Genomic DNA, 13,593 nt, shown 5'->3' on the forward strand with positions numbered 1-13,593 from the left:
GAATCCTGCCGCACTCGCCTGTCAATGGATCGCCGTGACAGCAGGCCGGCGGATAGGTCCAGCCGCTATCTGCATTGTGCGCAAACGCAGAAACATTCTGAAGCGCTGCAGCCGTGGCGATCACGCCTGTTGCCATGCGTCGTTTTCCGACCGCGTGCACCGAACAGCCCCAAGGCCCAATGGCGAAGTTGGAGCTACTATATATTATTCGCAATTGCTAATATATAGACGAACGTGGCTTCCTGATGTCGGGCTCGAAAGGGCACCAGCTAACCCGTAAGCGTCGTGCGCAGATGCTCGAGGATCATCGCGACGCCCTTCTGCCCCAACTCGGCCGAGGCTTCCGGGGCGCTCTTCGTGTACCAGCCCGTATTGTCCGCGAAATGCGCCGCGTCCACCGCCTCGGGGCATAGCGCCAGCATCAGCGATGTCTCGCCGATGCCGGCATGGTCGAATGGATACTTGCCGTTCATCGCGGCCGGCATCAGCGGATGCACCTGCACCCAGTTGAAGACATTGTCACCCTCGGCATGGCCGGCATAGTAGTCGGCCATCTTGTCGGAGCCCCACCAGCCCTCGCCGCGCTCCATTTCCAGGAAGCGGAAGATCGCCTGCCGGCCGCCGGACTTGAAGGCGAGATCGGTCGGCATGCCGGCGACAAAATTCTCGGTCTGGTGATGGATGATGGCGTGGATGTTGCGGAAACCGATGCGCAGCAGGCCGTAAAACAGCTCCTCGGCGAAGGGCGCGAGCACAGGGCCGCCGACCTGCACCGAGCCGCTGCCTTCCGGCGGCGCCACGGCATAGCTCGCCGCGCCATAGTAGAAGGGCGGCAGCATGACGATGTCCCTCTCCTTCTCGAAGAGTTCCAGCGTCTTGATGACGGCCAGCGTGTCCATGCCGACCGCCATGTGCTCGCCATGGTATTCCAGCACGCCGAGCGGCAGCGCGACCGGCCAGTTCTCCTGGATCGCCTTGCGGATCTGGTGCGGCAGCATCAACTCGTAGCGCATTGACCTACTCCATGTTGGTGTGCCGGGCGCGCATCGCCTCCGGCGTCGCGCCGGTCAGCGCCTTGAGCTTCAGCACCATCACCTCGAACAGCAGGAACAGCGCGCCCTCGAACAGCGAGCCCATCGGCAGCACCGAGGTTCTGGCGGCGCCGTGGTCGCTGGCCATGGTCTGGGCCGGAATGAGCAGCGTGAAGTCGGCAAGCTTCGCGGCGCTGCTTGCCGGCTCGGCCGTCAGCAGCAGCACCTTGGCGCCGGCGTCGCGCGCGACACGCATCAGGGTCAGCACCGTCGTGGTCTCGCCCGGTCCGGAACTGACGAGGAAGATGTCGCCCTTACCCAGCGGCGGTGTGGTCATGTCGCCGACCACCGCGACAGGCAGGCCGAGATGGAAGAGCCGCATCGCGAAGCCTTTGACCTGCAGCGCTTCGCGGCCGCAGCCATAGACGACGATCCTGCGGGCGCCGGTGAGCATTTCGCAGGCGGCGTCGGCCCTGCCGTCGTCGATGCGCCCCACCACGGCGCCAAGCTCGTCGAGCGCCGTGACAAACATCCCTGATCCGGCTTTGGTCATGATGGTTCACCCGTCTGCCGAGGGTTCGAATGGGCTGCGGATTTTGCGATCGCGCTTCCCGCGAAACACTTGTTTTCGTTCATGCTATCACCGCGAAAATTGGTGTCCAATGAGCCTCGGCGCTTTTGCTGTGCCACCGGCGTGATAGTGTCACGTCAGACAAATCGATCCGGGACATCTGAGGATATGAAGACACGGCATTTCGACCGCATCGGCAATGGCGGGATCACTTTCACCGAGCTCGGTTTCGGCACCGCGCCGCTCGGCAATCTTTACCGCCCCGTCTCCGACGAGGATGCCAATGCCACGCTGGAAGCGGCATGGCAGACCGGCTGCCGCTACTTCGACACCGCTCCGCTCTACGGCCTCGGCCTCTCCGAAACCCGGCTAAACCCCTTTTTGCGCGGCAAGAGGCGTGACGACTATGTGCTGTCGAGCAAGGTCGGCCGCCTCATGCGCGTCTCTCCGCCCGACCAGCGCACCGGCATCGGCAAGTTCTTCGAGACGCCCTCGCGCCGGGAAGTCTACGACTACAGCTATGACGGCGTTATGCGCTCCTTCGAGGCGTCGCTGGAGCGTCTCGGCGTCGATCGCATCGACATCCTGTATGTGCACGACGTGGACATCTTCACCCACGGCAGCAAGGAGGCGTCGGACCGGCGCATCGAGGAGTTCATGTCTTCCGGCTACTACCGGCTGCTTTCGCTGCGCGACCAGGGCGTGATCAAGGCGTTCGGCGGCGGTATCAATGAATGGCAGGTCTGCCAGACGCTCGCCGAGCGCGGCGATTTCGACCTCTTCCTGCTCGCCGGCCGCTATACGCTGCTCGAACAGGAAGCGCTTGCTACCTTCCTACCGCTCTGCGAGAAGCGCGGCATCGGCATCGTTCTTGGCGGCCCTTACAATTCCGGCATCCTGGCGACGGGGCCGAAGCCGGGCGCTTTCTACAACTACACCGAGGCGCCAAAAGACGTGCTCGACCGCGTTGCGCGCATCGAGGCGGTCTGCAAGCGCCACGGCGTGCGGCTGATCGAAGCCGCGCTGCAGTTCCCGCTGCGGCATCCTTGCGTGATGTCGGTTATCCCCGGCGGCCAACGGCCGGCCGAGGTCGAAAGCAACCGCGCGCTGCTCGACGTCAGGATCCCGGCGGCCTTGTGGGCGGATCTCAAGCAGGAAGGCCTGATGCGCGCCGACGCGCCGACCGCCTGAATGCACATGCCCTGCCGGCGCAGGGCGCAAAAGGAAGAGCCGGGCAAGCCCGGCTCATCTGATCTTAAAAGAAAAAGGTCTTAGTTGACCGCGTCCTTGAGGCCCTTACCGGCCGAAAACTTCGGCACGGTGCGCGCCGGAATCTTCACTTCCGCGCCGGTCTGCGGGTTACGGCCGGTCGAAGCAGCGCGTTTTGACACGGTGAAATTTCCGAAGCCGACGAGCCGGACATCGCCGCCCTTCTTCAATTCGCCGGTGATCACGGAAAACACCGCATCGACGGCGGACTGCGCATCAGCCTTCGAAATGCTTGCGGAGTCGGCGACAGCGGACACCAGTTCGTTCTTGTTCATCAAAATTCCCTTCCATGAGAAAACCGGAACTTACGACTCATCCGGCAGGAGACGGACTTTAGAAAGAAGCGTTCCGGAACCCAAGCCGAAAACCGCAGAATTCCGGGCTTTTTTCCACTTTTCGGAGCTTTTTTCACATGAAAAAGCCGGGCTTGAAGCCCGGCTCTCTCTTTGTGCGTCGCAATATTAGAAGATCCTAATGAGCCAATGGCTTGCCGGCATCGTCGACGGCGTCCACGCTGGCCGGCGGATTCACCGGCTCGACCCACTCGATCGGCTCCGGCATCCTGACCAGCGCGTGCCTCAGCACCTCGCCGACCCGCGAGACCGGAATGATCTCCATGTTGTTCTTCACATTGTCCGGAATCTCCGCCAGATCCTTGGCGTTGTCTTCCGGGATCAGCACTTTCTTGATGCCGCCGCGCAAGGCGGCAAGCAGCTTCTCCTTGAGGCCGCCGATCGGCAGCACCCTGCCGCGCAACGTGATCTCGCCGGTCATCGCTACATCGGCCTTGATCGGAATGCCGGTCAAGACTGAGATGATTGCAGTCGCCATCGCGACGCCCGCCGACGGTCCGTCCTTGGGCGTCGCGCCCTCGGGCACGTGGACGTGGATGTCGCGCTTGTCGAACAGAGGCGGCTCGACGCCGAAATCGATGGCGCGCGAGCGGACATAGGAGGCCGCCGCCGAGATCGATTCCTTCATCACGTCGCGCAAATTGCCGGTCACCGTCATGCGGCCCTTGCCGGGCATCATGACACCTTCGACGGTCAGCAGCTCGCCGCCGACTTCCGTCCAGGCAAGTCCGGTGACGACGCCGACCTGATCATTGGCTTCGACCTGGCCGAAGCGGAAGCGCGGAACACCGAGATAATCGGCAAGGTTGTCCGCCGTGATCTTGACCGTCTTCTTCTTCGTCTTCAGGATCTCGGTCACCGCCTTGCGCCCGAGCTTCATCAGCTCGCGCTCCAGGCTTCTGACGCCAGCTTCACGGGTGTAGGTCTGGATGATGCCGCGGATCGCGTCCTCGCCGACCGAGAATTCGTTCGGCTGCAGCGCATGATCGCGGATCACCTTGGGCATCAGGTGACGCTTGGCGATCTCGATCTTCTCGTCCTCGGTGTAGCCGGCGATACGGATGATCTCCATGCGGTCCATCAGCGGCGCAGGGATGTTCAGCGTGTTCGCCGTCGTCACAAACATCACGCTCGACAGGTCGTATTCGACCTCGAGGTAATGGTCCATGAACGTCGAGTTCTGCTCCGGATCGAGCACCTCGAGCAGGGCCGACGACGGATCGCCGCGGAAGTCCTGGCCCATCTTGTCGATCTCGTCGAGCAGGAAGAGCGGGTTGGACTTCTTGGCCTTCTTCATCGACTGGATGACCTTGCCGGGCATCGAGCCGATATAGGTCCGCCTGTGGCCTCGGATCTCGGCCTCGTCACGTACGCCGCCGAGCGCCATGCGGATGAACTCGCGCCCCGTGGCCTTGGCGATCGACTTGCCGAGCGAGGTCTTGCCGACGCCGGGCGGGCCGACGAGGCACAGGATCGGCCCCTTGATCTTCTTCTGGCGGCTCTGCACGGCGAGATACTCGACGATGCGCTCCTTGACCTTGTCGAGGCCGAAATGATCGGCGTCGAGCACGTCCTGGGCGAAGGCGAGATCCTGCTTGACCTTGGAGTTCTTGCCCCACGGGATCGACAGCAGCCAGTCGAGGTAGTTGCGCACGACGGTCGATTCAGCCGACATCGGCGACATCGACCGCAGCTTCTTCAGCTCGGCTTCCGCCTTCTCGCGGGCCTCCTTGGAAAGCTTGGTCTTCTTGATGCGCGCCTCGATCTCGGCGGCCTCGTCGCGGCCGTCCTCGCCCTCGCCGAGCTCCTTCTGGATCGCCTTCATCTGCTCGTTGAGGTAGTACTCGCGCTGCGTCTTCTCCATCTGGCGCTTGACTCTGCTGCGGATGCGCTTCTCCACCTGGAGCACGGAGATCTCGGCTTCCATGAAGCCCATCGCCTTCTCGAGACGCTCCTTGATGGAGAGCGTGGCGAGCATCTCCTGCTTCTCGGGGATCTTGATGGCCAGATGCGAGGCAACCGTGTCGGCGAGCTTGGAATAGTCGTCGATCTGGCTGGCGGCACCCACCACTTCGGGCGAGATCTTCTTGTTCAGCTTGACGTAATTTTCGAAGTCGGTGACGACCGAGCGGGCGAGCGCCTCGATCTCGACCTCTTCCTCCTCCGGCTCGACCAGCGCCGTGGCGCGGGCCTCGTGGAAGTCGGCACGATCGGTGAACGAGACGATCTTGGCGCGCGACGCGCCCTCGACCAGCACCTTCACGGTGCCGTCGGGAAGTTTCAGGAGCTGCAGCACATTGGCGAGCGTGCCGATGTCGAAGATGGCACCTGGCTCGGGATCGTCGTCGGCTGCGTTCATCTGGGTGGCAAGCAGGATTTGCTTTTCCTGACCCATCACTTCTTCCAGCGCCTTGATCGACTTTTCACGCCCGACAAAGAGCGGAACGATCATGTGCGGAAACACGACGATGTCGCGCAGTGGGAGGACTGCAAAGACGCCGTCGCCGGAAGCCCTGGATATTTTGGCCATTGTCCAACCTTTCATATCGCGGCCGCTAATTGAGCCAACCGCGAATCTTATATTAACGACCGAGTGTCGTTCCGCCTACCACTGTTTGTGACGGGAGTTTTACAGCACAGAATGCAGCGCTTCGGCCTTCCGCTGTTAGGTGGATGCGGGCGGGGCAAAGATCAAGGGTTAACATGGTCCGCTCATCCACTCCATTACCAGGCGGCGCATTCCTTATAGCAAAACGGCGCCACACGGGCGCCGTTCCATGAAAAATTGCCGGATCAGCGGGCATGTCAGGCGCTGACGTTGCCCTTCTTTTCCTTCTGCTCGGAATAGATGTAGAGCGGCCGGGCGTTGCCCGAGACCACCTCTTCCGAGATCACCACCTCGCGCACGCCTTCCAGGGCCGGAAGCTCGAACATGGTGTCGAGCAGGATCGCCTCCATGATGGAGCGCAGGCCGCGCGCGCCGGTCTTGCGCTCGATGGCGCGCTTGGCGATCGCCGACAGCGCGTTCTCGTGGAAGGTCAGGTCGACATTCTCCATCTCGAACAGCCGCTGATACTGCTTGACCAGCGCGTTCTTCGGCTCGGTCAGGATCTGGATCAGCGCCGGTTCGTCGAGGTCCTCGAGCGTCGCCAGGACCGGCAGACGGCCGACGAATTCCGGGATCAGGCCGAATTTCAACAGGTCTTCGGGCTCGACCTGGCGGAAGATGTCGCCGGTGCGGCGATCCTCGGGCGAAGCCACGGTAGCGCCAAAGCCGATCGAGGTCTTGCGTCCGCGATCCGAGATGATCTTGTCCAGCCCCGCGAAGGCGCCGCCGCAGATGAACAGGATGTTGGCGGTGTCGACCTGCAGGAATTCCTGCTGCGGATGCTTTCGGCCGCCCTGCGGCGGCACGGAGGCGACCGTGCCTTCCATGATCTTCAAGAGCGCCTGCTGCACGCCCTCGCCCGACACGTCGCGAGTGATCGAGGGGTTGTCGGACTTGCGCGAGATCTTGTCGATCTCGTCGATATAGACGATGCCGCGCTGGGCGCGCTCGACATTGTAGTCGGCCGACTGCAACAGCTTCAGGATGATGTTCTCGACGTCCTCGCCGACATAACCGGCCTCGGTCAGCGTCGTGGCGTCGGCCATGGTGAAGGGCACGTCGATGATGCGGGCGAGCGTCTGCGCGAGCAGCGTCTTGCCGCAACCGGTCGGACCGATCAGCAGGATGTTCGATTTCGCCAGCTCGACGTCGTTGCTCTTGCCGGCATGCGCGAGGCGCTTGTAGTGGTTGTGGACGGCCACCGACAGCACCCGCTTGGCGTAGGGCTGGCCGATGACATAGTCGTCGAGGACCTTGAGGATTTCCTGCGGGGTCGGCACGCCCTCGCGCGACTTGACCATCGAGGTCTTGTTCTCCTCGCGGATGATGTCCATGCAGAGTTCGACGCATTCGTCGCAGATGAAGACGGTCGGACCGGCGATCAGCTTGCGCACTTCGTGCTGGCTTTTGCCGCAAAACGAGCAATATAGCGTGTTCTTTGAATCACCGCCGTTGTTGCTAACCTTGCTCATTTTTTTGTCCTTTCACCGCCTGCCCGCCGATGGTCTGGCCGCATTGGCGTCTCACCAATCTATCGCGGGAATCCGCAGCTGCCAGTGTCTTGGCTCACACAGCGCATTCCGTACGAAACACAATCAGAAAACGCGACAATGATTCGCAGCAACCCCATGCAAAGCTAAGCCGTCGAAAATCAACATAGCCTTAACGTAGGCAATCCCGGCTCTTGAGGGAACAGGCAATTGTGGCCGAAATGCCGCAAGCCGCGCCAAAAGCGCGTTATCCCGCCATTCAGCTGCCAGCCGGGGCCTACGCGGTGACGGTTTCGCTCAGCTCGCGCGTCGAGATGACCTTGTCGATCAGACCAAAGTCCTTGGCCTCGTCGGCGGTCATGAAATGATCGCGGTCGAGCGTCCGCTCGATCTCGTCATAGCTCTTGCCGGTATGCTTGACATAGACCTCGTTGAGGCGGCGCTTCAGCTTGATGATGTCCTGCGCATGACGTTCGATATCTGACGCCTGGCCCTGGAAGCCGCCCGACGGCTGATGCACCATGATGCGGGCGTTCGGCGTGGCAAAGCGCATGTCCTTGTGGCCGGCGCAAAGCAGCAGCGAGCCCATCGAGGCCGCCTGGCCAATGCAGAGCGTCGACACCGCCGGCTTGATGAACTGCATGGTGTCGTAGATCGCCAGGCCGGATGTGACCACACCGCCCGGCGAGTTGATGTAGAGGTTGATTTCCTTCTTGGGGTTCTCCGCCTCGAGGAACAAAAGCTGTGCACAAACCAGCGTCGCCATGCCGTCCTCGACCGGGCCGGTGATGAAGATGATGCGCTCCTTCAAAAGGCGGGAGAAAATGTCGTAAGCGCGCTCGCCGCGGTTGGTCTGCTCGACCACCATCGGAACGAGGTTCATGTAGGTTTCGACGGGGTTCTTCATGGGCTACCCTTGTTGGATGGATTCCGGCGCCGTGAAAATATGGGCAATCGGGCGGAATCGGTTCTGGATCGTTAGATCCTAAATAGGATGCCGGCTCACCCTAGCGCAAGGCCGCCCCTCCTAGCCATCTGGTTAAGTCGAATCAAGCGCCAAAGCCAGGGAAAGGACCACGACCGGGCTCGGCGAAATGCCCTCGTCCGAATGGTGAGCTGAATATGTCCCGCGAAGGTAGCATTTTCTTAACCGCGCCGCTTAACGACAAGCCCTGAAACAGCTTTGCCGGGTTGGACCTTCCGCTACACTCCTGTGTTGAACCGGCGTCCTTTTCAACGGGGGAATGTCATGATCCGCAAGACTTCCGCATCCTTGGCCGCGGTCGCGATGCTTGCCGGCGTGTCCGAAACCGCCGCCGGCGGCCATGCGCTCGAATGCTACGAACCCATCCACAGGGCGGCTCTCTACGACACCTCCTATGAGGACGTAATGGTGAGCCCCGGCGGCCAGCTCGTCGACTATGATCCACCGATCTACGGCACGCGCGAGAGCATGGAACAGATCGCGCCGCCTCGCGTCACCTATGAGATCGTGCCCGCCTTGACGCGCACCGTCTACCACACGGTCAAGGTCGATGACGGCGGCTATGCCTGGGAATGGCGCATCATCCATGGCCGCAAGGTGCTGTGCAAGGTGTGGCGCAAGGCCCGCTACGCGCGGCTCGCCGAAACGGTGATCGTCGAGCCGGAGCGCGTCCGGCGCGTCGTCCTTCCGGCCGAATATGAAAGTGTTGCCCGCGAAGTGATGGTGCGGCCCGAGCTGCGGCTCGTCACTGAAATCCCGCCCTCATACCGTACGGTGGCGCGTCGGGTGATGGTGCGGGAAGGCTCGACCGGCTGGCGGCGGGTGCATATCCCGCGGCACTGCGTGAACTAGCGGTCGACCGGAATTGTTGCATCCGCGGACAGGAAGCCGATCTTTCGGCATTTCGCCTGGCCTGCCCTGTGGTAGCTTTGACGTCTAACTGCCAGGAATCCGAAGAATGCAGCTTTCAGACATCCCCGTCGTCGGTATGCTGCTGGCCGGCGACAGATCGTATCCGAGCTTCGGCTCTTTCTGCGGCGCGATCAGGGAACTGGGCTACGAGGACGGTGAAACCATCCAGATCGAGCCCCGCTTTGCCGACGGGCATCTCGATCGCCTTCCAAGCCTTGCCGCTGAGCTTGTTCAGCGTCGAGCCAAGATCATCGTCGTCATTGGAGCAGTGAGCTACTGGGCTGCTCGCGAAGCGGCGCCCGATTTGCCGATCGTCTTTGCCATCGTGCTCGATCCGGTATCGGCGAAAATCGTCCAGAGTGCCGAGTGGCCCGGTGGCCACACAACGGGAGGTACGAACTTCGACCCTGGCCAGATCGGCGAGCAAGTGCGTTTGTTGAAGCAGGTGGTGCCGAGCCTGAGATGCTTGGCGGTTTTGGGCGACGCTGGGGTTCCAGACATTCTGCCGAGGCTTTCGAAGGCGGCCACCGAAGCGGAAGGCCTCGACATCTCCGTTCAGCTGCTTGGTCGCGAGGGAGACCTGGAGGCGGCCTTCGCCGCATTCGCGGCCGCCAAGGCGAACGGTCTTCTGTGCTTAGAAGTTCCGCGAACCACGACATACGGGGCCAAGATCGTCGAGATGGCGAACGCCGCGCGGCTGCCGGCCATCTTCGGCAGGGATCATGCAAGATATGCTCCGCTGATGGCCTACGGCACGAGCCTTGCCTTTGCCGCGCGTCGAATGGCCAGCCAGGTCGATATCATCCTCAAGGGGGCCGACGCCGGCAAGCTTGCAGTCGAATATGTCCGCCGGCCCGAGTTGATCGTGAATTTGAACGCTGCGCGGAAAATGGCTGTCACATTGCCCGACCGTCTCCTGAGGTCGGCCAGCGAGATCGTTGGATAGCTGCCGGCATGGGCGCGCAACACGGCTTAAGCCACCCCTCCGCTCGCAGCCTTCTTCGATTTGATTTGAGAACGTCGCCGCTGGGTTGGTCGCAGGAGGCTCGACCAACTGGAGGGCACATATCCGGCAGCATTGCCGGACCAGGCAGCAAGTCGCTGGGAGCCGGCTCAGGCCAGATCGACGTCGAGGATCGCCATCGAGAAATTATAGTCGCCTTCGTCCTCGTCCTTGAAGACGATGCCCAAAAACTCGTCGCCGACATAGACCTCGGCCGAGTCTTCCTTGCGCGGACGCGCCTTCACCTGCAGCTTCGGGTTCTGGAAGACGCGCTTGAAATAGGCGTCAAGTTTTCTGATCTCGTCCGGCTTCAAAAGTCTTCTCCGAAATGTCGGCCTAGTTCGTTGGACGCGCTTCTGACACGCCGACGATGGCGATGTAAAGGCAAGCCGGCGGGATATTGCGGCCGTCGGTGGTGACGGCCGGATTCAGATGTCGAAGCTGACGACGTGGTCCATCGTCTGCGAGGGCAGGAGCTGATCCATCTGTCGCGAAGGCTGGTCGCAGCCGGTCTCGCCGACGACACGCGCCGGCACGCCGGCGACCGTCTTGTTGTGCGGCACGGGCGACAGCACCACCGAGCCGGCAGCGATCTTCGAGCAATGGCCGATCTCGATATTGCCGAGGATCTTGGCGCCGGCGCCAATCAGCACGCCGCGGCGGATCTTCGGATGACGGTCGCCGCTCGCCTTGCCGGTGCCGCCGAGCGTCACGCCGTGCAGGATCGAAACGTCGTCCTCGATGACGGCGGTCTGGCCGACCACCAAGCCTGTGGCGTGGTCGAGGAAGATGCCCTTGCCGATGCGGGCGGCCGGATTGATGTCGGTCTGGAACACCGAGGACGAGCGGCTCTGCAGGTAGAGCGCGAAGTCCCTGCGGCCCTGGTTCCACAGCCAATGCGCCAGCCGGTGCGTCTGGATGGCGTGAAAACCCTTGAAATAGAGCACCGGCATGATGAAGCGGTCGCAGGCGGGGTCGCGATCGTAGTAGGCCTGGATGTCGACGCGCACTGTCGTGCTCCACTCCGGATCGTCGGCAAGCATGGCCTTGAAGGTCTGCCGGATGAGGTCGGAGCCGATGTCCTGATGCGCCAGACGCTCGGCCAGCCGGTGGATTACCGCTTCTTCCAGGCTCTCCTGGTTGAGGATGGTCGAATAGAGGAACGCGGCAAGCAGCGGATCGCGGTTCACCGCTTCCATCGCCTCATCGCGGATCGATCGCCAGATTGGATCGACCGGCTGCACCATGCTAGGGCGGGCTATCGTAACGCTGTTCATCGGCGGTCTCCGGCCTGCTCATTCATCCGGCGGCACATATAGGCCACATCATAACACGGTTGAACTCAATTTTCCTTAGTGCTTTGTCAAATGGACTTGGTTCATCGAAATTCAAGCGGCGATGGAAAACGAACCCTTGATCGGCAGGAGCCTGAAAAGCGAGCTTTCCGCGCTTTATCGGGCTGAAGATCGGCATTACCATAGCCTCGCCCATGTCGAGGCCATGCTAGCGCTGGCCGACGAATACCGACACCTGCTCCACGACCCGGACGCCGTCGAGGCGGCGATCTGGTTCCACGACGCCGTCTATGACAGCCGCGCCAAGGACAATGAGGCCAAAAGCGCGGCGTTGGCCGAGCAAAAGCTCGCCGGCCGCGCCGATGCCGAGCGCCTCGCCCGCATCGCTGGGATGATCATCGCCACCGCCACGCACGAACTGCCGCACTCTGATGACGACAATTTCGTCCGCGACGCCGCGCTTTTCCTCGACATGGACCTTTCGATCCTGGGTGCCGCGCCCGATGCTTTCGATGCCTATGAGCAGGCGATCCGTCAGGAATACCGATGGGTCGAGGAGCCGATGTGGCGCGCGGGTCGCGGCGCTGTCCTGAAGAGCTTCCTCACCCGCCCGCATATCTTCCACACCAGGGAGTTCCGGCAGCGTTTCGAAGCCCAGGCCAGAGAAAACCTGGCGCGGTCGCTTCAGCAACTCGGGCAAGATCCAGAACCCTAATCGGGAAACGTCTCCATCTGCTGCGCATATGGTCTGAACCCCGCGCGCTTGTAGACCGACTGCGCTCTCGGATGATCGTAAGTGTCGGTGTGGAGCCACAGCCTTTCGGGCCCATACGACCAGACGGCGCGAAGCGATTGATCGAGCAGGAACGGCCCGAGCCTGCGGCCCTGGAAGTTGGGAACGAGCCCGAAATGGGTGAGCTCGACGACCCGTTCGCCGACGCCGCTGAACTCGCACAAGCCAGCGGCCTCGCCATCGACGCGAAGAACATTGATGAGCATCGACGGGTGAGCAAGCAGCCGGGCGAGTTCCGCCGAATTCATTCGCAGCCGCTGGTCCCACTGCACCGGAGCGCCGACGGCACGGTAAAGGTCGACATAGGCCGGGAGATCAAGCACTTCGCGCGCCACCGTCGCGCCCGGTATCGGGACCGAAAGCTCGTCACCAGGCGGCGGCGCGGTCATCTCCATGTAGGTGACGAGAAGTTCTACCATGGCAACTCTGGGCAGGCTCGAGGCTGGGACTTACTGGCAAGCGCGCCTGGATCAGTAGCGGCCTCTGGACCGGGAAGCCGCCAGTTCAGAGCGGGTTTTCTGCGTAGAATTCCAGCACGCGCTGCTTGAAGCTCTTATCGCCGACGGCGAGCATGTGGTCGCGGCCCTCGATGTGAAAGGCTTTTGCGTTGGGCATCAGCGCGGCCAGTTCGTCGGGCGAGCCGGCGATGTCGTCCCTGGTCCCGACGGCGATCAAGGTCGGCTGGGCAATGCGCGCGACATCGTCCTCGCTCATGGATGCGCGCGAGCCGACGATGCAGACGGCGAGCGCCCGGCGATCGCTGCGCGTCTGGTCGGCGAAGGCGCGAAACGAACGGCCGCGCGCATGGCCGATCGTACCGGGATCCTCGGCCAGAAGCGCGCCAGCGATCGGATCCCAATCGCCGACGCCGTCGACAAGGCCGATGCCGAGCCCGCCGAACACCAGCGTCGCCACCTTGTCCGGATCGGACAAGGCCATGAATGCGGATACCCGCGCCCCCATCGAATAGCCCATGACGTGGGCGCGTTCGATGCCCAGGCGATCGAGCAGCGCGGCGGCGTCCGAAGCCATCCTGGCCGGCGTGTAGTCGGCCTCCTCGTAACTCTTCGTCGAAGAGCCGTGGCCGCGATTGTCGAAGGCGATGGCGCGGTAGCCGGCGTCGTTCAGCGTCTTGAACCAGCCGGGCGAGACCCAGTTGACGTAGTGGCTGGAGGCGAAGCCGTGGATCATCAGCACCGGATCGCCCTGCCCGGACGCCGGCTGGCGGTCGAGGTAAGCGAGTTCGAAGCCGTCGTGGGAAAAGTATTGCATCGGCGCCGCCG

At 62.4% G+C, this 13,593-nt stretch carries 14 protein-coding genes; 4 read left to right on the forward strand and 10 right to left on the reverse strand.

The features are described 5' to 3' along the window. Positions 1–269: 269 nt before the first annotated feature. Both EH240_RS22405 and hxlB read right to left on the reverse strand, forming a co-directional pair. Entirely contained in the window at positions 270–1,013 is a 744-nt protein-coding gene (locus EH240_RS22405) for a creatininase family protein (RefSeq protein ID WP_125002664.1), read from the reverse strand. Between the two features lie 4 nt (positions 1,014–1,017). Further along, complete coding sequence (gene hxlB, locus EH240_RS22410; protein ID WP_125002666.1) at positions 1,018–1,584, reverse strand: 6-phospho-3-hexuloisomerase; 567 nt, start codon at positions 1,582–1,584, stop codon at positions 1,018–1,020. Positions 1,585–1,770: 186 nt separating this feature from the next. On the opposite strand from hxlB, the gene EH240_RS22415 reads away from it, so the two are divergent. Then, the gene (locus EH240_RS22415) at positions 1,771–2,793 is read left to right on the forward strand and encodes an aldo/keto reductase (RefSeq protein WP_125002667.1); all 1,023 of its coding nucleotides are present in this window, start codon (positions 1,771–1,773) and stop codon (positions 2,791–2,793) included. 80 nt (positions 2,794–2,873) lie between these two features. Here the strand turns inward: EH240_RS22415 and hupB are convergent, their stop codons facing one another. The 4 genes from hupB to EH240_RS22435 form a co-directional block, all read right to left on the reverse strand. Beyond that, positions 2,874–3,146 carry a DNA-binding protein HupB gene (hupB, locus tag EH240_RS22420; protein WP_027166452.1) on the reverse strand — a complete coding sequence of 91 codons (273 nt, stop codon included), beginning with the start codon at positions 3,144–3,146 and terminating at the stop codon, positions 2,874–2,876. A gap of 196 nt (positions 3,147–3,342) precedes the next feature. Beyond that, positions 3,343–5,754 carry an endopeptidase La gene (gene lon / locus EH240_RS22425; protein ID WP_125002669.1) on the reverse strand — a complete coding sequence of 804 codons (2,412 nt, stop codon included), beginning with the start codon at positions 5,752–5,754 and terminating at the stop codon, positions 3,343–3,345. Positions 5,755–6,029: 275 nt separating this feature from the next. After that, positions 6,030–7,304: an ATP-dependent Clp protease ATP-binding subunit ClpX gene (gene clpX, locus EH240_RS22430; protein ID WP_125002671.1), complete on the reverse strand. Its 1,275-nt coding sequence runs from the start codon at positions 7,302–7,304 to the stop codon at positions 6,030–6,032. A gap of 295 nt (positions 7,305–7,599) precedes the next feature. Next, on the reverse strand, positions 7,600–8,229 hold the full coding sequence (locus EH240_RS22435) for an ATP-dependent Clp protease proteolytic subunit (RefSeq protein WP_125002673.1): 630 nt from the start codon (positions 8,227–8,229) through the stop codon (positions 7,600–7,602). 342 nt (positions 8,230–8,571) lie between these two features. Between EH240_RS22435 and EH240_RS22440 the strand changes: the two genes are divergently transcribed. Further along, positions 8,572–9,159: a hypothetical protein gene (locus tag EH240_RS22440; RefSeq protein WP_125002675.1), complete on the forward strand. Its 588-nt coding sequence runs from the start codon at positions 8,572–8,574 to the stop codon at positions 9,157–9,159. A 106-nt stretch (positions 9,160–9,265) separates the two neighbouring features. Beyond that, the gene (locus EH240_RS22445) at positions 9,266–10,165 is read left to right on the forward strand and encodes an ABC transporter substrate-binding protein (RefSeq protein WP_125002677.1); all 900 of its coding nucleotides are present in this window, start codon (positions 9,266–9,268) and stop codon (positions 10,163–10,165) included. 167 nt (positions 10,166–10,332) lie between these two features. Here EH240_RS22445 and EH240_RS22450 read toward each other — a convergent pair whose 3' ends face one another. Both EH240_RS22450 and cysE read right to left on the reverse strand, forming a co-directional pair. After that, the gene (locus tag EH240_RS22450; RefSeq protein WP_125002679.1) at positions 10,333–10,536 is read right to left on the reverse strand and encodes a DUF3126 family protein; all 204 of its coding nucleotides are present in this window, start codon (positions 10,534–10,536) and stop codon (positions 10,333–10,335) included. Between the two features lie 114 nt (positions 10,537–10,650). After that, positions 10,651–11,499, reverse strand: coding sequence for a serine O-acetyltransferase (gene cysE, locus EH240_RS22455; RefSeq protein WP_125002681.1), 849 nt, complete (start codon positions 11,497–11,499; stop codon positions 10,651–10,653). Positions 11,500–11,620: 121 nt separating this feature from the next. On the opposite strand from cysE, the gene EH240_RS22460 reads away from it, so the two are divergent. Continuing rightward, positions 11,621–12,232: an HD domain-containing protein gene (locus EH240_RS22460; protein WP_125002683.1), complete on the forward strand. Its 612-nt coding sequence runs from the start codon at positions 11,621–11,623 to the stop codon at positions 12,230–12,232. Here EH240_RS22460 and EH240_RS22465 read toward each other — a convergent pair. Together EH240_RS22465 and EH240_RS22470 are read right to left on the reverse strand one after the other, a co-directional pair. After that, a complete protein-coding gene (locus EH240_RS22465; protein WP_125002685.1) occupies positions 12,229–12,729 on the reverse strand; it encodes a GNAT family N-acetyltransferase in 501 nt (166 codons plus the stop codon). The genes EH240_RS22460 and EH240_RS22465 overlap by 4 nt on opposite strands. Before the next feature lie 85 nt (positions 12,730–12,814). Continuing rightward, the gene (locus tag EH240_RS22470; protein WP_125002687.1) at positions 12,815–13,582 is read right to left on the reverse strand and encodes an alpha/beta fold hydrolase; all 768 of its coding nucleotides are present in this window, start codon (positions 13,580–13,582) and stop codon (positions 12,815–12,817) included. Between the last annotated feature and the right edge of the window lie 11 nt (positions 13,583–13,593).

Source organism: Mesorhizobium tamadayense (genome assembly GCF_003863365.1).
Lineage (GTDB): Bacteria > Pseudomonadota > Alphaproteobacteria > Rhizobiales > Rhizobiaceae > Mesorhizobium > Mesorhizobium tamadayense.

Excerpts from the sequence above, each read along its gene's own strand:
- EH240_RS22405 (WP_125002664.1), bottom strand. The coding sequence starts at position 1,013 with ATGCGCTACGAGTTGATGCTGCCGCACCAGATCCGCAAGGCGATCCAG.
- EH240_RS22415 (WP_125002667.1), top strand. The coding sequence starts at position 1,771 with ATGAAGACACGGCATTTCGACCGCATCGGCAATGGCGGGATCACTTTC.
- hupB (WP_027166452.1), bottom strand. The coding sequence starts at position 3,146 with ATGAACAAGAACGAACTGGTGTCCGCTGTCGCCGACTCCGCAAGCATT.
- EH240_RS22440 (WP_125002675.1), top strand. The coding sequence starts at position 8,572 with ATGATCCGCAAGACTTCCGCATCCTTGGCCGCGGTCGCGATGCTTGCC.
- EH240_RS22445 (WP_125002677.1), top strand. The coding sequence starts at position 9,266 with ATGCAGCTTTCAGACATCCCCGTCGTCGGTATGCTGCTGGCCGGCGAC.
- hxlB (WP_125002666.1), bottom strand. The coding sequence starts at position 1,584 with ATGACCAAAGCCGGATCAGGGATGTTTGTCACGGCGCTCGACGAGCTT.
- EH240_RS22465 (WP_125002685.1), bottom strand. The coding sequence starts at position 12,729 with ATGGTAGAACTTCTCGTCACCTACATGGAGATGACCGCGCCGCCGCCT.
- cysE (WP_125002681.1), bottom strand. The coding sequence starts at position 11,499 with ATGAACAGCGTTACGATAGCCCGCCCTAGCATGGTGCAGCCGGTCGAT.
- EH240_RS22435 (WP_125002673.1), bottom strand. The coding sequence starts at position 8,229 with ATGAAGAACCCCGTCGAAACCTACATGAACCTCGTTCCGATGGTGGTC.
- clpX (WP_125002671.1), bottom strand. The coding sequence starts at position 7,304 with ATGAGCAAGGTTAGCAACAACGGCGGTGATTCAAAGAACACGCTATAT.
- lon (WP_125002669.1), bottom strand. The coding sequence starts at position 5,754 with ATGGCCAAAATATCCAGGGCTTCCGGCGACGGCGTCTTTGCAGTCCTC.
- EH240_RS22470 (WP_125002687.1), bottom strand. The coding sequence starts at position 13,582 with ATGCAATACTTTTCCCACGACGGCTTCGAACTCGCTTACCTCGACCGC.
- EH240_RS22460 (WP_125002683.1), top strand. The coding sequence starts at position 11,621 with ATGGAAAACGAACCCTTGATCGGCAGGAGCCTGAAAAGCGAGCTTTCC.